Here is a 19,502-nt window from a genome sequence, read left to right as displayed (position 1 = left end):
AAGCAATATGCTTAAAAGAAGCTGAAGGGAAGGAGGGGTGTAAAAAATTTTAGAGATTTTTTGTTGGTGGTTCTATCAAATTTTATTTTCTAGAAATTTACCTTAATATATAAGCAAAAATAAAATTCGTTCAGCGGACGAAGCAGTAAATTTAGCGCTATCGTCCGCTAAAAATAAAACAAATTTTAGTTCGCCATCAGGCTCATTATAAATTCTTTAAGCGAAATTTTATCGTTTACGAGCAGATCATCGCTACCGACGTCGTGTTTAAATTTCGCGCTCATATACTCGCCATCTTTGGCAAAAAGCGAATTTATGCGCTCCTCAAAAGGCTTAATACCGTTAATCATTTCGTTAAAATCCCTATCGGGCATTATCCCTTTATATTCGCTTAAAAACTCCGTTATAGACGCGGCTTGCACTTTTAGTTCGCCGTCAAATTTAACCGCCTTTAGCGCCCTTTCCACGTCCGCGTCGTTTTCTAGCGTTTTGCTTTTGGCGCCCAGTCCCGATGCGTCGGCTACGGCGCTAAATTTGATCTCCTTGCCGCCCGGGTTTTTAAAGCTAAAATTTTTAACTTCCAGTACGTAGTTTTCGCTCATTAAAATTTTATAAACCGCCGATTCTTTAGGATCATTAAGATACATCGCCATAGCAAGCTTGTTTACGTTTTTTTCGTTCATGGCGGCATTTAGCTGAGTTAGGACTTTCTTGCCGTCTATTTCTAGCGCGCCCAGGTTAGCCTCCGTCATCGTATCGAGCAAATTTGCGTCCGCATTTTGCTTGATCTGCGCTAAAAACGCCATATCGGTTATCCCGACGGCTTTTGGAAAATCATAGCTTCTAGCGTTGCTAAAGCTCATTTTGCCGACCTTTATTCCTACTTTAGATATATTTTCGTAGGCGGTTTGTAAATTTACGAACGAAACCAGATCGCTAAAGCTCTTAAAATCGCTAAGCTCGATGACCATAGAGGCGTTTTCCATCGCAAATTTGCCGGAGTCGTCCGTATCGCCGCCGCTAACTTTACCGACGCCGATTTCTAGGGATTTTATCTTATTTTCTTTGATTTGCGCCTTTGCAAAAGGCTTTGAGATAACAAAGTCCGAATTTCTCTCTTCTACTTTGATCTCGGCCAAATTTAGCGTTACGTCGCGGGTTTTATCTAAATTTATCAACACGTCGGCGCTCAAAAACTCGTCCGTGCCGAATATCTTTTTAGCTTCGGCGGCGGCTTCGGGCGTTAGAGCCTTGATATCGCTGTGCGCCTTAAATCCGTTAAACAGCTCGGCAAATCCGTGCTTTAGCGTGGTTTTAGCCTCAAATTTTACCGGATCTTTGCCGTCGGTTAGCTCAAATGTAAGCGTCGCACGCGAGCTAAACAGCCCTTTGTCGTACTCGTTTTGCGTCACGTTTGCCTTTAGATCGATAAACGGCAAGTGCAGAGTTTCGCCCGTTAGCCTAGCCACGCCCCTATCGTAGGACTCTTTGGCCTTAGACGAGCCGTAAAATGCGACGCCCAAAACCGCAATCAAAACGACTGTGAGCGCAAATATAATCTTTTTCATTTTTTTCCTTGATTTTAAATTTTACTTCGTCGCCGCAATAAGCTCGATCTCGACCAAACCGCCCTTTGGTAGCGTTTTTACCGCAACAGTGCTGCGAGCAGGATATGGCTCTTTAAAAAACTCGGCGTAAATTTCGTTTACCGCCGCAAAGTCCGCAATATCGGCTAGAAAAATCGTCGTTTTTACTACGTTTTCAAAGCCAAGCCCCGCTTCGCTCAAAATCGCTTGCAAATTTTGAAGCGACCTTTGCGCCTGCGATTTTACGTCCGCACCCGCAAATTCGCCGCTAGGAGTCACGCCTAACTGTCCGGAAATAAACAAAAATCCGTTTGCCGCGATCGCTTGCGAATACGGCCCGATCGCTTGCGGGGCATCTTTTGTAGAGATAACCTTTTTCATTTTCGTCCTTTGTAAAAAATTTCGCGAATATTAGCAGTTTAGCGCCGAATTTGCAAATTTAGCTATAATTTCCCGCAAGAAAGGCACGGAAAATATGAAAATAACCCTTGCGCCAAACGAGTTTTTGGATGATTACATTCTGGGCTGCGAATTTGCGCGAAACGCCGAAATTTCGGGCAATGCGTATCTGTTTTGGAGCGGCGCCATCTGCGCTAAATTTGAAAACTCACGCATCGTTTTTCTGCATAAAAAATGCATTCCAGCGCGTTTTCGCGAGGCGGCCGCACGCTGCAGCGATCTAGCCGGACTCGTGCTCACATCGGCATTTTGCTCGTTTACGACGCTAGCACCATCGCACCTAGTCGCCAAAAACGGCTCCAAACTCTATCCGCTTTTTGATCTACGCGAAATTTGCGGGATCAAATTTATAAATTTAAAGAAATTTTACGACGACTTCGGACTTGACTACGACTACAGAATTTACATCGAAAAGTGCTCGTTTTTCTCGCCTGCGCCGCTTGAAAAGCGCATAAAGCTAACCGAGACGATGTGCCTTGGGTATTATTAAATTTGACTGCAAAACCCGCTCAAATTTGACCCAAGCCGAATAAAGCCAAATTTAATCAATCTTACCACGCCGCGTAAAAACCCGGTAAATTTAGTGCCGGCGTTTATCGGCTAAATTTACCTCGCCCAGTTTTGCTTATCTTCTTCGGTTACGGACGTGAGCTTAGAAAGCCGCCTGCCAAGGAAGTTTTTCACGTCATCAACGATAGAATAAACCGTCGGCACGAAAACGAGGCTAAGTAGCGTAGAGGCCGCCAGCCCGCAGATCACGGCTACCGACATCGTCGCGCGAAAAGCCGCTCCCGAGCCGCTAGCAAACACCGCAGGCGCCATGCCCGCGATCATAGCTATCGTAGTCATCACGATAGGTCGCGCACGTTCAGCGCCAGAGCTTAGCAAAGCCTGCCTGACGCCGCTTCCGCGCAGGCGCTTTTCGATGACGAAATCAACGAGTAAGATAGAGTTTTTACCCACGATAGCCATCAGCATCAAGATACCGATCACGGAGGATAGATCAAGCGCGCCGCCGTAAAGTAGCAGACCTCCGGCCGCGCCGCCGATAGAGAGCGGAAGCGCGATAAATATCGTCGCAGGCTGCAAAAAATCGCGAAAAAGTACGATCAAAACCAGCAAAAACATCGTCACTCCAAAGCCAAGCGCGATACTAAACTGCTCAAACATCTCGCTCATATACTCACTATCGCCGTACTCGGGCGAGGAGATGCCTTTCGGCAAATTTTGCATCGCGGGCAAGGCATGAATTTGCCCCAAAACTTCGCCTATGGTAAATCCAGGTTGCAAATCGGCCTCGACAGCGATCTTACGACGTTTATCAAACCTCTCTATGCTAGCCGCACCCTGCGAATACGAAACTTCTGCCACGCTAGAGAGCGGCACAGCCGTCCCTGTCGCGCTTTGGACGTAAATTTTACGCAAAACTTCAAGATCGTTTCTAGCGCTCTCCTCTAGGCTAACGCGGATAGGTACTTGGCGATCAGGTAGGTCAAATTTTGCCGACGCCGCGTCCGTGTCGCCTACGGTAGCGATACGCAAAGCTTCGCCAACGGTCTGATGGCTCACGCCCAGCCTTGCGGCCTCTTTTTTGATTAAATTTACGCGGATTTCCGGCTTTTGCAGCGGTTCGTTTACTTGAGCGTTTTTTACGCCCGCAACTCCGCTCATTTGAGATTTTATCAGCGCGGCGGTTTGAGAGAGTGCATCCGCGTCGTCTCCTGCTAGGATGACCGAGATATCGCGCGCAGCCATATCGTTAGCGAAGGCAAATCTCATATCGCTAAATTTAGCCAGCTCCGCCCGCAGTTCGTTTTCAAACTCCTTTTGCGTAACGGCGCGCTGCTTGTGCGGTTTTAGCGTGATTAACAGCTCGCCCTTGTGCGTTTCGCCACCTCCTCCTGCGATAGCAAAAACCGACCAAACGGCAGGGTTTCCTTTGATGGCGCGCGTTAAATTTAAAAGCCTCTCATCGGTCTGCTCTAGCGTGGAACCCGGAGCTAGCGTGATATTTACGCTGCTTCTACCCGAGTCGCTTTGAGGCAAAAATCCCGTCGGCAAAAGCGGTATTAGCGCAAACGAGCCAAGCAGTAGCAAAAAGCCGATAAAGAGCGTAAATTTGCGGTGATCTAGCGTGAAAGTTAGCAAATTTAGATAGGCGGCCTTTAGTTTGCCCACTTCGCGCTCATCTTTGGCCTCGGGCTTTAGGATATAGGCCGCTAGCAGCGGAGTGGCTAAGCGCGCTACTAAAAGCGAAGCCAAAACCGCCGCCGCGACGGTTATGCCAAACTGCCTAAAATACTGCCCGATGCCTCCGCCGATAAAGCTAACGGGCAAAAATATCGCCACTATCGTTAGCGTAATGGCAACCACTGCAAAGCCAATATCATCGGCCGCGTCGATGGCGGCCTGATAGGGGCGTTTGCCTAGAGCTAGGTGTTTTTTGATATTTTCTATCTCCACGATCGCGTCGTCTACGAGTATGCCGATAACTAGCATGAGAGCCAGCAGCGTGATGCCGTTTAGCGTGTAGTCCAGCAGATAAAGCGCCGCAAACGTCGGCAGGATCGAAAGAGGCAGCGACACAGCCGCCACCAGCGTCGCTCTCGCGTCTCGCAAGAAAACAAACACGACCAGTACCGTCAGTATCGCGCCCTCGGCTAGCATCCAGATCGTTTGGGTATAGCTTTGCTTGGTCTCATTTGCCGAGGTATATATCTCATCTATCTTTACTTCTGCATGCTCTGCGGTAAATTTAGCCAGCTCATCCTCGACCTTTTGCATCACGACCGTGTCGCTGGCGCCTTTTGAGCGCGAGACGCTAAATCCAGCCGTCTCCAGCCCATCCATCCTAGAGCGCGACCTAACCTCGCCGTGCGAGTCCTCAACGCGAGCGATATCGCCCAGACGGACGTTTCGGCCGCCGTCTAGCCAGATATGAGTATCGGAAAGCTCCTCGACGCTCTTTGCGCCGCCCGTTACGCGCAGGCTATTTTCCGCACCGTCTAAAACCGTCCTGCCTGCGGGCAAATCGGCATTATTTTGTGCGAGCTGCTTGCTAATATGAGCAGCGTCTATCTTTAGCGAGCTAAGCGCGGCGGGATCTAAAAGCACTCTGATCTCGCGCGTAACGCCGCCTAGGCGCTTTACCTGCTGAACGCCCGGGATCGCTAGTAGCCGCCTTTTTATCTCGTTATCTATCAGGTGCGATATCTCGCTTTGGTCTAAATTTGCGCTTCCTATAGAATAAAACGCCAGCGCGCCGCCCTCGACGTCTACGCGCTCTACTAGCGGCGTATCGATGCCGGCCGGTAGTTCGTCTCTGATCTGCGAGATAGCGTTTCGCACGTCGTTTACGGCTCGATCGACGTCCGTTTCGATAGCAAACTCCACCGTCGTAGCCGAGCTGCCCTCGGAGATCGTAGAGCTAACGTGCCTCACGTCCGCCAGCCCGCTCACGGCGTCTTCTATGCGCCTAGTAGTCGAGCTTTCCAGCTGCGTAGGCGACGCGCCCGCCTGCGTGACCGTGACGCTAACGATAGGGAAATTTACGTTTGGGTTTGCGTTTATCGGTAGGCGCAGAAACGACGCTACGCCGCCTAAGCTAAGCGCGATAAAAAGCACGATAATCGGGATGGGATGGCGAATCGCCCAAGACGAAATTTTCACTCAGCGCTCCTTTGCGCCGCTTCGCCGTCGTTTACCAGCGCGGCGGCTTTTAGCACGACCTCATCGTCCTTGCTGACACCTGAAATCACCTGAACTAGCCCGTTTGCTCTAAGTCCGGTTTGGATTTTTCGCTTCTGCGCCTTGCCGTCTTTTATTAGCGTCGCAAACACGCCTTCGTCCGTAAACGAAATCGCCTGCGCAGGCAGCACTAACGCGCTAAATTCAGGCAGGTCGATAATGGCCTTGGCGTACGAACCGATAAATTTCGCCTCACCATCTAGCGAAATTTTGACCTTGCCTAGGCGCGAGCTCGTATCCACGCTCACTGGCACTAGCCGCACTTTGCCTTTCACAGCCTCTTTTACGCCGTAAATTTGAGCCTGCGCGCCCATACCGACTTTTATCTGCGCTAGCTCGGCTACGTCCGCGTCCGCAGATAGCTCGATGACGCCGTCTTTTGCGATGTTAAACAAAGCCTCGCCACTAGTTAGCGCACCGATTTGGGCTTTTTTGGCCGTAACGACGCCGCTAACGGGCGCTATCACGCTAGCTTTGCCGAGTTGGTCTTTAGCTTCAGCGATCTGCGCGTCTATCTGCGAGATTTGCGCTTTAGCGGAGTTTAGATTCGCTCTGGCGCTTGCTTCTTTTGCGCTTGCTTGTTCGAGTTCTTGCGAGCTAATAGCCTTTTTTGCGGCTAGGTCTTTAGCTCGCTTTAGCGCAGACTCAGATTCGCTAAAAGCAGCCTTGGCGGAGTTTAAATTTTGCTTTGCAGCCTCTAGCGCAGCGGTTTGCTGCTCAAATTTCGCTTTTACGCCGGCATTATCCAGCAGAGCTAAAATTTGCCCCTTTTGCACGTTTTCGCCGACTTTGACTAAAACCTCGGAGATTTGCTGGCCTTGTAGCGCCGAACCTACTGCAACGTCGTCTTTAGCGACCAGTTCGCCGTGCAAATTTAGCTTTGGATTAAATTTTTGGACCTTGGGCGATACGACCGTTAGCTTTATAGCTTCGTCGTTTTGATTTTGCCTAGCGTCCGAATTTTTGTCGTCTTGGCCGACGTTTGTTTCGCTAGCGTCAGTGTCGTCTTTTACGCCCGCTTGAGCAGTTTGTTGCTCGGCCGTATTTTTCTCTGCTTGCGACGCTGCTTCCTGTGCCGATTTATTTTCCTGCGCAGCTACGACGAAAATCAGCGCGAACGATAAAAAATACACCTTTAAAAAATTACCGAGTTTCATAAATTTCCTTTGATATTAGTCTTAAAATTTACTATATTAGCAAAATTTAGGACTAAAAGTCAATCCAAAAACCTTGAAAATATTTTAGGATTTTACTAAAATTCACCCAAAATAAAAAAGGGAGAAATAATGTACAACTTCGACGAGCTGGGCAAAAAAATCGGCGATATCGACAAACGCATAGACATGCTGATTGCTAAAACTGGGCTTAGCTACAGCGAATTTGCAGTGCTTTATACACTCGCAAAAGACGGCCGTTCGACGCAAAAAAAGATCGGCCAAGAGCGGTTCATACCCAAGCAAACGGTCTTTAACGTCTGCAAGGATTTTCGACAAAAAGGGCTAGTGCAGATAGGCGTGCAAAGCACGGATAAAAGGGAGCGCGCGATGAGTCTCACGCAAAAAGGGCACGAAGTGGCAGACCCTATAGTGCGCGCTAGCGATGAGCTGGGCGAGCGAGTATTTGCTAGGCTCGGCGAAAAAAACACCGAGAAGCTATTTTTATTGCTGACGCGCTTTTGCGAGATTTGCGACAAAGAGATCGAAAATACGCCTGATATCCAAACGGAAATTTAAGCTTGCTTATATCTAATCAAGTCGTTTTTGTCGTATATTTTTGCCAAGAGGCTAGCAAACACGAATCGGAGCTAACGGCAACCGCACGCAAAATACGCTAGCCGAAACACTATACGCCAACGACGTTTCCAGCTCTTCCTAAAATTTACCTACTCGCTCGCCGTTTTTTGCACTCGGCTAATTAAATTCGAACTTCAAGCGCACGCTTTAGAGCTCAAATTTCACAAATTTGCATTGTAAATTTATCGAAAAGTCGTCTTGCCAATTTGCTACTTAAATTTACTCGGTGACGCCTCAAATGCGATTCAAAAGACCAAGTCGATTTGCTACAAAAGCCTGCCAATTTATCTTTACATACGCACCTTAAATTTAGCATTTACAACCCATAAAATCGTCGCAATGTACCTCAAAAAACACGAGTAAATTTGGCCCGCTAGATTTTGATGCGTCGAGTAAAGTAGTTTAGAGCCGTATCTACGTGTCGACTTCCGCTGCCCACTCAAACAAAATTCGCCGAGTCGTATCGCTCAAATGCCGCCGATCCGGCGACGACAATCGTCAAATTTATCCGCAAACGGCATAATTTAATTTTCGTAACATTTTAGAAATTTATTTACGTTTTTACTCATTTGCCATAAATTTTTATAGCTTAAATTTTAAAATTAATCAAAAAATATAATTCAAAACTCTATAATCGGTAAATTTAAAACCAAAAGGAGAAAAAATGAAACTATTTTCAGCGCTGGCTTTGTGCGCGGCGATGGTGTTTAGCGCGCAGGCAGCGGAAAAATACAAAATCAAGCTCGCCTCCACCTACGAGAGCAACGTACCCGTGCTAGGCGACGCTCCGAAGAAATTTAAAGAGCTCGTGGAAAAGATGAGCGACGGCCGTATCGAGGTTCGCGTCGACTATCCATCCAAGCACAAGGCGGCGTTTGCGCTGCTTGATATGGTCAAAAGCGCCCAATACGACGCAGCTTTCACCGCGAGCTACTTCTATAAGGGCAAGGACGCTAAACTCATGCTCTTTACGACGGTGCCCTTTGGCATGAACAAGGCCGAGCAGGACGCATGGTACGCGCACGGCGGCGGCAAGGAGCTCGCGCAAAAGGTCTTTAACGAGTACGGCATCGTGACCTTTCACGGCGGAAATTTTGGCATGCAAATGGGCGGCTGGTTTAAAAAAGAGATCAAGAGCACGGACGATCTAAAGGGGCTAAAACTGCGCATGACCGGGCTTGGCGGCGAGATAATGGCAAAACTGGGAGTCAATATAAACACGATCCCGATCGGCGAGCTATACATGGCGATGGAGATGAACACGATCGACGCCGTCGAGTGGGTGTGCCCAGCGATCGATATAAATTTCGGCTTTCAAAAGGTGGCTAAATTTTACTACACCGGCTGGCAGGAGCCCGCAAGCGAAAATGAATTTTACATCAACAAAAAGCTCTGGGACAAGCTACCGGCTGACCTCCAAGCTATAGTAGAAACCGCGACAAAGGCCGTAGCAGCCGATGTTTACGAGTCGGCGGTCTATCAAAACTCGCTAGTGCTTGATAAAATCAAAAGCGAACATCCGGACGTGAAAATCGCTTCGTTTCCGCCGGAAATCATCGCCGCGCTGCGCAAGGCTACGGACGAGATCCTAGACGAACTTTCGGCAAAGGACGCGACGTTTAAAGAGATCCTAGACTCGCAAAAAGCCTTTATGAAAAAGGCTAGAGTCTGGACGCAGATCTCCGAAAACAGCTACATAAACAGCACCACGGAGTGATTTTCTGCTAAATTTAATGAGCCGTCCGAGTAAATTTGACGGCTCGGCTAACGCAAATTTGGTGTTAAATTTAGCCCGATTTTAGCTTGACGTCAAATTTGAACTCTAAATTTTATCAACGCTGCTTTGCTTAAATTTAACCAACAAATGCGCCAAAGCAGACCGCCGTTACTTTCATATCTTAAACTTCCCGAATTTTAACCCAAATAGTGCTAAAATCACCAAACACCTAAATTTAAAGGAAAGCCATGAAAAATGTGTCTAAATTTTGCCTTTTGGCTGTAGTTTTTTGCGGTCTTGGTGGCGCAAACCTAAGCGCACAAACGACGAAAGCCGCGCTAATGGAAAAAACGGTAAAAGAATTTTACCAAACAAGCTACGGCGACGGCGAAATACAGCCTATCACCTCGGAGTGGCTGACTCCCGAGCTTGACGGGCTGATTTATGATCAGTTCGGCTCTGCGCTGGGACGTCTAAGCGGCATAGAGCACGTATCGTCCGATCTAGATGCCGATCCTTTTATAGGCTCGCACGAGATTGACGAGCTAAAAAACTTTAGCGCAAAAGCGGTCTCAGAGAACGAAGTGCAAGTGAAATTTGAGCTATTTGGCGAAAAACGGGATATAACTTTGCGCCTAATTTGCGATAAAGATTGCCTAATCGACGACGTAAAGCTTAGCGACGGTGGTTCGTTAAAGGCTAAGATTAAGAAATCTCTAAGAGCGGCGTATCCGAGCAATTACGACAAAATTTTTAAAGACTAAGCATAAAATTTGAGAGTTTAACGCGCCGTTTGGTTTCAAATTTGCCCGCTTTCGCAAATAGCGCGCAAACTAAAAGCGGTGCTTAGATCAGGGCGCGAGCTAGCGATAACCCGCGCCTAGAAATTTATATTTTTTTATACGGAGCTTGCCCTGCTTCATAGAAGTTATTGCCCTCGCTATCTATCGCTACGATAGCAGGGAAATCCTCGACCGTGAGCCTCGCGATCGCCTCTGGTCCAAGCTCTGGATAGGCTAGCACTTCGTACTTTTTGATACTTTGGCTAATCAGCGCGCCCGCACCGCCGATGGCAACCATATAGACGCAGCCTGATTTTTTCATCGCTTCGACGACGGCTTCAGAGCGGTAGCCCTTGCCGATCATGCCGTTGATGCCCACTTCGTTTATCATCGTCGGAGTGTATTTGTCCATGCGTCCGCTAGTAGTCGGTCCCGCAGCACCTATGACGTCGCCAGGTTTTGCGGGGCTTGGTCCTAGGTAGTAGATCGTCTCGCCGGCTAAATTTACGGGCAAGGCCTCGCCGCGAGCCAAAGTCTCGGTTAGCGCCTTGTGCGCGGCGTCGCGAGCTGCGATGATGGTGCCGCTTATTAGCACGTTGTCGCCCGCTTTTAGGCTTTTTACGACATCTTTATCAAACGGCGCGGTTATCTTTTTTACTTCTGACATCTTTTCTCCTTAAATTTCAGCTTCGGCGTGGCGAGCGGCGTGGCAGTTGATGTTGATAGCGACCGGTAGACCCGCGATGTGGGTCGGATACCACTCGATATTTACTTTTACCGCGGTCGTGTCGCCGCCTAGTCCTTGCGGTCCGACGCCCGTTTTGCAGGCGAGCTCTAGTAGCTCCTCTTCTAGTTTGGCGTATCTAGGATCGGGGTTTTTGCTGTCTGCGGCGCGAGCGGCTGCGTATTTTGCCATTAGCGCGGCCTTATCCATCGTGCCGCCTATGCCTACGCCGATCACCATCGGAGGGCAAGCGTTTGGACCAGCTAGCTTAACTGTGTCTAAAAATACCTTTTTCACGCCCTCTAGGCCGTCTGCGGGCACTAGCATCTTTAGAGCCGATTTGTTCTCGCTGCCAAAGCCCTTTGGAGCCACTTTTATATGGATTTTGTCGCCTCTTACTATTCTTACGTTTATGACGGCAGGGGTGTTATTGGTCGTGTTTTTACGCTCAAAGATCGGGTCGTTTACGACCGATTTGCGTAGGTAGCCGCTCACGTAGCCGTCTTTTACGCCCTCGTTTATCGCGTCTTCTAAAAATCCGCCCTCGATATGCACGTCTTGACCGATATCGACGAATACAACCGCCATACCCGTGTCTTGGCAGATCGGCGCGACGCGCTTCTGCGCTAGATCGGCGTTTTGGAGTACCTTGCCTAGGATGTCTTTTCCTATCGGCGAACTCTCGTTTTCTCTAGCTTTTTCAAAAGCCGCTCTCATATCGGGCGTCACGACGTAACAGGCCTCTTTGCAAAGCTCGCTGACGGTTTTGGAGATTAATTCCGCTTGAACTACTCTCATCTGTCCTCCTGTGTTAAATTTATTTTATAAATTTCAAAATATAAAATTTAATTTTTATCTCTTATTAAATTTCGCGAAGTTTATCAAAATAAGCTAAAAAGTTAGATTAAATTTGTTGATTTTGAGAAAGTCTAAGAGAAAAATCGGCTTAAATTTATGCTTCGCGTAAATTTGAAAATTTAGCTTAACTAAAGCCGGCTATGAAATTTAACGGTAGCCCCGCAAGACTCGGCAAAACGGCGATAAATTTAGAGCAAGTGCCGTAAAACTCAAATTTGACGCAACGGCTTAAATTTGAGCTGATTTACGAACGAAGCGGAGCCTTTCAAATTTAGATCGGTTTAAATTTGAGAAGCTGTTTTCGCGACTCAAATTTTCACGAGCCAAATCCGCTCTCAAATTTACTCAGTCATCGTCCTCTTTTTCTTCGATTTTTCTGCGCACTTTGACGCTAGAGATGCTAGCACCGTCCATCTTGCGCACCTCGTAGTAGCAGTTTTCGTCCTCGATCTTGTCGCCCACGACCGGCAAGCGACCGATGAGATTAAAGACGTATCCGCCGATCGTGAGCTCCTCGGTCTCGTCGGCGAAGCTTATCCCCATCAGCTCCTCGACGCTCTCTAAATCAAAGCGCCCCTGAAACTCGTAGATATTTTCGTTGATTTTTTTGTAGTGCGGGTCGGCGTCGTCGTGCTCGTCGTTAAAGTCGCCCAAAATTTCTTCCATAATGTCTTCCATCGTAAGAAGCCCCGCCGTGCCGCCGTATTCGTCCACGACTAGAGCGGCTGAGATTTGCTGTTTGTTCATCATCACGAGGATTTTAGATATCGAGAGGTTTTCGGGCACGATGACAAATTTTCGCACGATGCTGTCAAATTCGCGCTTTTTGTTGCCCAGATCGATTTGCAAGATATCTCTGATATGGATCATGCCTAGTATCGCGTCCTTGCTGCCGTCGATGTAGGGATAGCGCGTGTATTTGGAGTCAAAGATCACTTTGATATTTTCTTCGTAGCTTTTTTGTTTGTTTATGCAGACCATATCGCGGCGCGGAGTCATGATCTCTTTGGCGACGGTGTCGGAGAAATCGACCGCATTTTTGATGATCTCGGTCTCAAAGCTATCTAAAACGCCGCCTTTTAGGCTCTCGCCCACGATGATTTTTATCTCCTCTTCAGAGTGGGCTAGCTCGCTCTCTTTGGCTGGCTTGATGCCTAAAATTTTAAGCGAAACGCCGGCTAGAAAATCAAAAGTCTTGATAAGCGGCGAGAAAACCACCCAAAATACATGCAATGGACGCGCGATGGCTAGGACTGCTTTTTCGGATTTTGCGATGGCGACGGACTTTGGCACTAGCTCGCCTAGCACCACGTGCATGAGCGTGATCAGCGTAAATGCGATCGCAAACGCGACGGTGTGGACTAAGATATCGCTTAGATTAAAGTATGTTTTTAGCGGCTCCTCGATCAGTCTAGCGACCGCGGGTTCGCCGATCCAGCCCAGAGCCAGCGAGCTTAGCGTGATGCCTAGCTGCGTGGCGGAGAGGTAGGTATCGAGATTGTTTGACATATCAAGCGCGGTTTTCGCGTTTGGCACTTTGTCCTTTGCAAGCTCCTCTAGGCGGCTCTTACGGACTTTGACGATGGAAAATTCTGATAAGACGAAAAAAGCGTTTAGAAATACGAAGAAAAACGCGAGAGCGATCATAAAAAGCGAGTCGGCGCTACTGGGGTGCAATTAAAATCCTTAAAAAATTAAAATGAAATGCGGCGATTATAGCAGAAAATCGGGAATTTTAAACTGAAAGCGCATTTTTGCCGCCTCTAGCGCGAGCGAGTGCCGCGGAGGCTATTTTGCCGCGTTTTGGCGCTTTTGGTTGCATGTGCGCCCTGCTTGCGGCTTAAATTTGAGCGTAAATTTAACCTCTGCGCTAAACTTGTAATACAAATATTGCTTATATTGTGCGCCGTTTGGCTCAAATTTGCGAAAATTATTTAAATTTGAGTCCAAATTTGACACGCCAAGACCCGCACCGCAAAAATGCTAGCGGTTAAATTTATAAAATTTAAACCAAGTTTACGCCGTTAAATTTGATGCGTCAAATCCTAAAACTGCGGTTTGCCGCCGTTTGCCTTCGCACCGTTTACGAAGTCGATCGCTATTTTCTGGCAGGCTTTTTTGTCCTTTTTCTCAAGACACAACGTCTCGAGCTCCTCCCGGCTCATGCCCTTGTAATCAGCCACCGTTTTGGTCGTCCCGCCCATATAAAGCCACGCAAGAAAGCCCAAAATAAACAGGATAAATATCAATCTCGCCACGCCCGCTCCTTTGCAAATTTATCTTAATAATACAGCGACGGCGGTTAAATTTAGCTTGATTTTGCGCCAAATTTGACAAGATGTGGCACTCAAATTTAAAAAATAGTCTCACGGTAAAAATCGCCGCGAAACCCGGTAAAACGATGGCCGCGGCGTTGATAAATTTTACGCCGAACTCACTAAATTATTTTACCTTTTTGCCGTTTTTATAGCTGGCAAAAATTTCGCTCGTGCCGTCCTTTTTAAACGCGATCACATCATAGTCCTCGACGATGCCGCCCTGCTCCATGCCAGGACTTCCAAGCGGCATACCTGGTACCGAGATGCCCACGACGTCAGAGGGTTTAGCGCTCAAAAGCGCCTTTATCTCTTCAGCTGGCACGTGCCCCTCGATAGCGTAACCTCCGACTATACCGGTGTGGCAGCTAGATAGCTCCGGCGGAACGCCGTATTTGTTTTTCGTTTCGATTATCGCGTTTGTTTTGTGCTCTACGATCTCAAAGCCGTTTTTCTTCATCACTTCGCCCCATTTACCGCAGCAACCGCAGTCCGGGCTTTTATAAACTTCGATCGTCTCGCCTCCCAGGGCCGCCGACGCAAGAGCCGCAAATAGCGAAAATCCCAAAACAGTCTTTTTCATTTTCATCCTTTGTAAAAAATTCGCCGGATTTTAACGTAATACGCATAACAGTAATCTAACGCGCATAAATTTAGCTGGGTTTTGCTATACTTTGCGACTAAATCTCAAATTTAAAGGCAAATAGATGTTTTCGTCGTTTTTCGCGAATAAAAAATGGGCCGCGTGGGCGTATTTCGGGCTCGCGGCGCTACTGATCTCGACCTACGCGCAAGTGCAGATGATAGTGCTCCTAAACAACTGGTACAAGGACTTTTACGATATCTTGCAAAACGTCAAAGATCACACGATAGACGATTTTTGGACCTGCGTGCTTAGATTTGCCAAGATCGCCTTCCCATACGTCCTGCTTGCGACGATGACGAACTATTTCACGCGCCTTTGGACGTTTAAGTGGCGCGAGGCGATGACGTTTGACTACATAAAATACTGGCGAAACGTCAAAACCGACATCGAAGGCAGCTCGCAACGTATCCAAGAGGACATCTACCGCTTTGCCAAAGTGGTGGAAAATTTAGGCTCGCAAGTAGCCGACGCCGTGATGACGCTCATCGCCTTTATCCCGATACTTTGGGCGCTCAGCGGGCAGGTCGATATACCGCTACTGGGCAAAAGCGAGGGCTCGCTCGTGTGGATCGCGCTAACGGTCAGCATCGGAGGACTCGCGATCTCGTGGTTTGTAGGCATCAAGCTGCCGGGCCTTGAGTACAATAACCAAAAGGTCGAAGCCGCGTTTAGAAAAGAGCTTGTTTACGCCGAGGACGACAAGGCAAACTACGGCGCGCCCGAGAAACTCGAAGGGTTATTTCACGATCTAAAACGAAATTATTACAGGTTATTTTTGCACTACGGATACTTTGATATCTGGAGATATATGTTCGGTCAAAGCATGGTCATCGTCCCGCTCATCGCGATGGGTCCTAGCGTTCTTGCGGGCACTATAACTCTGGGCGTGATGATGCAAGTCGTAAATGCCTTTAGCCAAGTACGCGGGTCGCTTGCGGTGTTTATGAACAACTGGACGGTCATCACAGAGCTGCGCTCAATCCACAAAAGGCTTAAGGAATTTGAGAAAAATATCGAGTATAAGCGCGTTAAGCTGGGTGAAAATTTACAAAGCGAGCCGGCGTAAATCAGGCTCTTTTAAATTTAGCTTTTGCTTGCGCGGCGACTCGGGCTTATTTGACTCGCGCTCGCGCCGGCGGCCGCTCAAATTTAGCGTTTTGGACGCAAATTTGACGGTTAGTTTGACTGAAAATTCGGCAAATTTGACGAACTCGCGGCTTTACTTAAATTTGATGGCTTGCAAGTAGCGGTTAAATTTGAGCTTGCCTAGTCGCGTCCGAGCCGTCTAAAGCGGGTTCAGGCCCGCAAACTTGCCAAATTTGACCCGCACAAATTTAACGCATATCCATTAAAGCCGCTAAAACCAAGCCAAATTTACGCCGTCAAATTTACAAAACTCAAATTTACCCGCCGTTTCTTTACAAATTTGCCGCCGTTAAGCCAAATTTAAACGCCTATTTACGAATTTATAGCTGTTTTAGCGGTATAATCGCCAAAATCTCGCAAAGGATGAAAAATGACGATAAGAAAAATTATTTTGCTCGCTGTGTTTACCGCGACGATGCTGACGGGCTGCTTCACTAGCTCGACTAGCGGCGGCGCGCTAGGCGAAAACAGACGCCAGATGTTTTTAGTCGGCGAACAGGAGATGAACGAGGCCGCGGCCAAAGCCTACGTAGAGACACTCAGCGGCGCGCGTCAAAAAGGTGCGCTAAACATCGACCCCGTTATGACAAAAAGAGTGCAAGACGTCGCCAAGCGGCTCATCGCGCAGGTCGGAGCATTTAGAGAGGATGCGCTCAAGTGGAAATGGGAAGTAAACGTCATCGACGAAAACACGATAAACGCGTGGTGTATGCCCGGCGGCCGCATCGTCGTGTATAGTGGCATCGTCAAAAATCTCTCGCTCACAAACGGCGAACTAGCCGCAGTCATGGGGCACGAGATCGCGCATGCGCTGCGGGAGCATAGCCGCGAGCAGGCCAGCACGGATATGCTCAAAAACGTCGGCATTTTCGCCGTTTCGCAAGCTGCAGGACTGGGCGATCTAGCTACCGGCGCCATAAATATGGCCGCTCAGTACACCATCTCGTTGCCCTTTTCTCGTTCGCACGAGCGCGAGGCCGACCACATCGGCACGGAGCTGATGGCGCGCGCGGGCTACGATCCTAAAGAGGCGGTAAACGTCTGGGTCAAAATGTCGCAAAAAAGCGGCGGCAGCGTGCCTGAAATACTGAGCACACACCCGTCTAGCCAGAGCCGCATCGCCGATCTGCGCGAGGTCGCGACAAAGCTAGAGCCCGTGTATATGCAAGCCAAAAAGTAAAATTTAGCTTGCCTAGCGGCTCTTTAAACGCTTGCGACTAGCTTGTTTAAGGCAACAGGCGAGCGTTTTAATATATTTAAAAGGCGGATACGAGCCGTAAAATCCGCCGAATACTAAATTTAAACGATTAGATTTTAAATTTGCCGCTTTTGCTTTGGTTTTTGATTTGCTTTAAAAAACGGCAAATTTAACTGCATTTGCTTTTTTATAGATTTTGGGTTAGCTGTTTTTTGTCGTAAATTTGAGTAGTTTTTGACGCCGAATTTACATCGCCGCCCGCATTCAATTCGCAAACCTGCTTTTTTATCGCGCTTTTACTTACACAAAACGACGCGCGGCCGGCACAGCGTTAGTTAATCTCCCGCATCGCATCGAGCCGCTTTAAAAATATCTCCACCTTGCGTAGTTGCGCCGCATCTAGCGCCCTGCCCGAGTAAAAATACTCCACGCTGTTGCCGTTTGGGTAATAAATTTTGCCGCCGTTTTTACCATCCGTTTCCGTGTCAAATTTACCCGCCAGCGCTGAATAATCCTCGCCGCACGCAAGCTTTAACCCTCCGCCCAGCTCGCTTGCAAGGCGGTTTAGCGTGCCGTCGATGCCGTCGATGATGCGTACGTGAGGCGGTAAAATTTCGTGCAAAACGTCCTTGAAATAGTTAAAATGCGTGCAACCAAGCACGAGCGAACCGAGGCGCTCAAGCTCAAATTTAGCTAGTTCCTCCCGCAGATACGCCCGAACCGCGGGCGAATCAAACTCCAAATCCTGCGCAAACTCCACGAGGCGAGGCAGCGGCAGGCTCCACGTCTCGCACTCCAGCCGCCCCACGAGGCGCGCGAGCTTCTCGCCCGCGATCGTTAGGGGCGTGGCGATGAGCAGCGTCGGGCGCGCTCCGAAGCTGTCCGCAGCGAGCTTGACGGCGGGCTCCATGCCGATGACAGGCACGCTAAAAGCGCCGCGAAGCTCCGAGATAGCCGCGCTCGTGGCGGTGTTGCAAGCTACGACGACCGCGTCCGCACCGCGCGAGACCAAAAACCCGACCGCATCGAGGCTGAGCCGCACGATCTGGGCTCTACTTTTCGTGCCGTAGGGGACGTGATCCTCGTCGGCAAAATACAAAAACTCCGCCCCGCTAAACCGCCGCAAAGCCTCGGCAAGCACGCTAAGCCCACCGATACCCGAGTCAAAAAACGCTATTTTCAAATCTTTATCCAAGGTTAAATTTAAAAAGAGATTATAACTCAAATTTACGGCGATTTCGCCTTTGGGTGCAAATTTTACCTTTTTGCGGCGGCTAGACCCGCGCCTTTATCGACGCACAAATTTGACGTTTTCACTGCTGTTTTTAATCAAATTTGGCGTAAAATCGGTTAAATTTAAAAAGGACTCAAAATGCAAGAAAATCTCGCTGCCGTAAAATACGAAATCTCGTGCGCCGTCAAGGCCGATCTAGCCGCTATTACGAGCATTTATAACGCAAGCGTTTTAGAGCGAAATGCCACGGCCACGCTGCACCCCGTGGGCATAGAGGAGCGCGAAGTGTGGTTTGACGCGCACGAGACGGCAAATCGCCCGATATACGTGTTGCGCGAGATTTGCGATGCAAATTTGACGAGCGAAGACGGCGAAACATTTGAGGCTAATTGCGAGAGAAAATTTGACCAAAAGGGCGAAAATTTGGGCGCGCAAAAGCCGAGCGTCACAAACCAAAAAAGCGAAATCTTAGCCTGGGGCAGCCTCGGCGACTATCATCCGCGCGAGGGCTACCGCATCACCGCCGAGATCAGCGTCTACATCGCACCTGAGGCTCGCGGCAAAGGACTCGGCAGACGGCTCGTAAAATTTATACTCGAAAGCGCGCCAGAATTTGGCATAAAAAACGTCGTTGCGCTGATATTTTCTAGCAACGCGGCAAGCCTAAATTTGTTTGCAAAATTCGGCTTTGCGCGCTGGGGCGAGCTACCCGAAGTCTGCGATATGGGCGGCAAAATCGAGAGTCTAACGATACTGGGCAAGAAGTTGTGATAAAATTTAAATTTGACGCTAAAGATTAGCGTGTCACGCCTTGACATAACTCGCATAGCAAGCGTCTCGTCGCCCGCGATCTCAAATTTACGCTAGCTTCGTCTCAACCAAAGCATTCTCGCCGACGTTAGAGTGCTCCAAAAATATACGCTTTATATCAATCAAATTTCAGACATCGCGCCTTTTTGGCGCTTAACAGACTTAAATTTGCGATGTAAATTTTTATAGATGTTATCAATTAAGTAGAAAAATTTTAATTTATTCTTAAGATAGAAAGTTATAGTATTATTTTAAACTTTATTCCAAAGGAGGCCCTATGAAGCACTTTTCACTCTCAAAGGCCGTTTTTATGGCGGCGAGTTTGGCCCTGCTCGGGCTAACGGCTGCGAATGCGCAGGAGAAATTTTCCCCCGTCATCGTCATTCACGGCGGCACTAGCGGGCTTGATCTAACCAAAGAGGAATTTAAAATCCGCGAGGAGCCGATGAAAAAGGCGCTTTTGGCGGGTCAAGCCGTGCTTGAGAAA

Annotated in this window: 17 protein-coding genes and 1 pseudogene; 8 read left to right on the top strand and 10 right to left on the bottom strand. The window is 48.5% G+C overall.

The window, feature by feature from the left end; all coding sequences use genetic code 11:
• Positions 1–185: 185 nt before the first annotated feature.
• Together Q0386_RS03975 and Q0386_RS03970 are read right to left on the bottom strand one after the other, a co-directional pair.
• Positions 186–1,568, bottom strand: coding sequence for a DUF945 family protein (locus tag Q0386_RS03975; RefSeq protein ID WP_299027390.1), 1,383 nt, complete (start codon positions 1,566–1,568; stop codon positions 186–188).
• A gap of 21 nt (positions 1,569–1,589) precedes the next feature.
• Positions 1,590–1,967: a RidA family protein gene (locus tag Q0386_RS03970; protein WP_299027387.1), complete on the bottom strand. Its 378-nt coding sequence runs from the start codon at positions 1,965–1,967 to the stop codon at positions 1,590–1,592.
• A gap of 94 nt (positions 1,968–2,061) precedes the next feature.
• On the opposite strand from Q0386_RS03970, the gene Q0386_RS03965 reads away from it, so the two are divergent.
• Positions 2,062–2,535, top strand: coding sequence for a cysteine permease (locus Q0386_RS03965; protein ID WP_299027384.1), 474 nt, complete (start codon positions 2,062–2,064; stop codon positions 2,533–2,535).
• 116 nt (positions 2,536–2,651) lie between these two features.
• Here Q0386_RS03965 and Q0386_RS03960 read toward each other — a convergent pair whose 3' ends face one another.
• Together Q0386_RS03960 and Q0386_RS03955 are read right to left on the bottom strand one after the other, a co-directional pair.
• On the bottom strand, positions 2,652–5,714 hold the full coding sequence (locus Q0386_RS03960; RefSeq protein WP_299027381.1) for an efflux RND transporter permease subunit: 3,063 nt from the start codon (positions 5,712–5,714) through the stop codon (positions 2,652–2,654).
• The gene (locus Q0386_RS03955; RefSeq protein ID WP_299027378.1) at positions 5,711–6,949 is read right to left on the bottom strand and encodes an efflux RND transporter periplasmic adaptor subunit; all 1,239 of its coding nucleotides are present in this window, start codon (positions 6,947–6,949) and stop codon (positions 5,711–5,713) included. The genes Q0386_RS03960 and Q0386_RS03955 overlap by 4 nt, the downstream gene beginning before the upstream one ends.
• A 129-nt stretch (positions 6,950–7,078) precedes the next feature.
• Between Q0386_RS03955 and Q0386_RS03950 the strand changes: the two genes are divergently transcribed.
• The 3 genes from Q0386_RS03950 (at position 7,079) to Q0386_RS03940 (ending at position 10,066) form a co-directional block, all read left to right on the top strand.
• Complete coding sequence (locus tag Q0386_RS03950) at positions 7,079–7,525, top strand: MarR family winged helix-turn-helix transcriptional regulator (RefSeq protein ID WP_299027375.1); 447 nt, start codon at positions 7,079–7,081, stop codon at positions 7,523–7,525.
• Between the two features lie 724 nt (positions 7,526–8,249).
• Entirely contained in the window at positions 8,250–9,302 is a 1,053-nt protein-coding gene (locus Q0386_RS03945) for a TRAP transporter substrate-binding protein (RefSeq protein ID WP_299027373.1), read from the top strand.
• A gap of 248 nt (positions 9,303–9,550) precedes the next feature.
• Complete coding sequence (locus Q0386_RS03940; RefSeq protein ID WP_299027371.1) at positions 9,551–10,066, top strand: hypothetical protein; 516 nt, start codon at positions 9,551–9,553, stop codon at positions 10,064–10,066.
• A gap of 124 nt (positions 10,067–10,190) precedes the next feature.
• Here the strand turns inward: Q0386_RS03940 and Q0386_RS03935 are convergent, their stop codons facing one another.
• The 5 genes from Q0386_RS03935 to Q0386_RS03915 all read right to left on the bottom strand — a co-directional run bounded on the left by Q0386_RS03935 (position 10,191) and on the right by Q0386_RS03915 (position 14,564).
• A complete protein-coding gene (locus tag Q0386_RS03935) occupies positions 10,191–10,751 on the bottom strand; it encodes a Fe-S-containing hydro-lyase (RefSeq protein ID WP_002946978.1) in 561 nt (186 codons plus the stop codon).
• A 9-nt stretch (positions 10,752–10,760) separates the two neighbouring features.
• Positions 10,761–11,606 (bottom strand): fumarate hydratase, encoded by an 846-nt coding sequence (locus Q0386_RS03930; protein WP_299027363.1) that lies wholly within the window; start codon positions 11,604–11,606, stop codon positions 10,761–10,763.
• Positions 11,607–12,011: 405 nt separating this feature from the next.
• Positions 12,012–13,343 carry a hemolysin family protein gene (locus Q0386_RS03925; protein ID WP_299027360.1) on the bottom strand — a complete coding sequence of 444 codons (1,332 nt, stop codon included), beginning with the start codon at positions 13,341–13,343 and terminating at the stop codon, positions 12,012–12,014.
• A gap of 368 nt (positions 13,344–13,711) precedes the next feature.
• Positions 13,712–13,924 (bottom strand): hypothetical protein, encoded by a 213-nt coding sequence (locus tag Q0386_RS03920; protein ID WP_298791870.1) that lies wholly within the window; start codon positions 13,922–13,924, stop codon positions 13,712–13,714.
• A gap of 184 nt (positions 13,925–14,108) precedes the next feature.
• Positions 14,109–14,564 carry a DUF411 domain-containing protein gene (locus Q0386_RS03915; RefSeq protein WP_299027357.1) on the bottom strand — a complete coding sequence of 152 codons (456 nt, stop codon included), beginning with the start codon at positions 14,562–14,564 and terminating at the stop codon, positions 14,109–14,111.
• A gap of 124 nt (positions 14,565–14,688) precedes the next feature.
• Here Q0386_RS03915 and Q0386_RS03910 point away from each other — a divergent pair, with 124 nt between their 5' ends.
• Positions 14,689–15,693: a putative transporter gene (locus Q0386_RS03910; protein WP_299027354.1), complete on the top strand. Its 1,005-nt coding sequence runs from the start codon at positions 14,689–14,691 to the stop codon at positions 15,691–15,693.
• Positions 15,694–16,143: 450 nt separating this feature from the next.
• Positions 16,144–16,953: a M48 family metallopeptidase gene (locus Q0386_RS03905; RefSeq protein ID WP_299027351.1), complete on the top strand. Its 810-nt coding sequence runs from the start codon at positions 16,144–16,146 to the stop codon at positions 16,951–16,953.
• A gap of 349 nt (positions 16,954–17,302) precedes the next feature.
• On the opposite strand, the gene murI is transcribed toward Q0386_RS03905, so the two are convergent.
• Positions 17,303–18,154: a glutamate racemase gene (murI, locus tag Q0386_RS03900; protein WP_299027393.1), complete on the bottom strand. Its 852-nt coding sequence runs from the start codon at positions 18,152–18,154 to the stop codon at positions 17,303–17,305.
• A gap of 189 nt (positions 18,155–18,343) precedes the next feature.
• Here murI and Q0386_RS03895 point away from each other — a divergent pair, with 189 nt between their 5' ends.
• Both Q0386_RS03895 and Q0386_RS03890 read left to right on the top strand, forming a co-directional pair.
• A complete protein-coding gene (locus tag Q0386_RS03895) occupies positions 18,344–18,976 on the top strand; it encodes a GNAT family N-acetyltransferase (protein ID WP_299027348.1) in 633 nt (210 codons plus the stop codon).
• 316 nt (positions 18,977–19,292) lie between these two features.
• Positions 19,293–19,502: pseudogene (locus Q0386_RS03890) on the top strand (hypothetical protein); the annotation flags it as partial.

The sequence above is a fragment of the uncultured Campylobacter sp. genome, assembly GCF_938045625.1.
Lineage (GTDB): Bacteria > Campylobacterota > Campylobacteria > Campylobacterales > Campylobacteraceae > Campylobacter_A.
The sequence above is the reverse complement of the archived record's forward strand: the minus strand, read 5'-3'. Positions and strand labels throughout refer to the sequence as shown.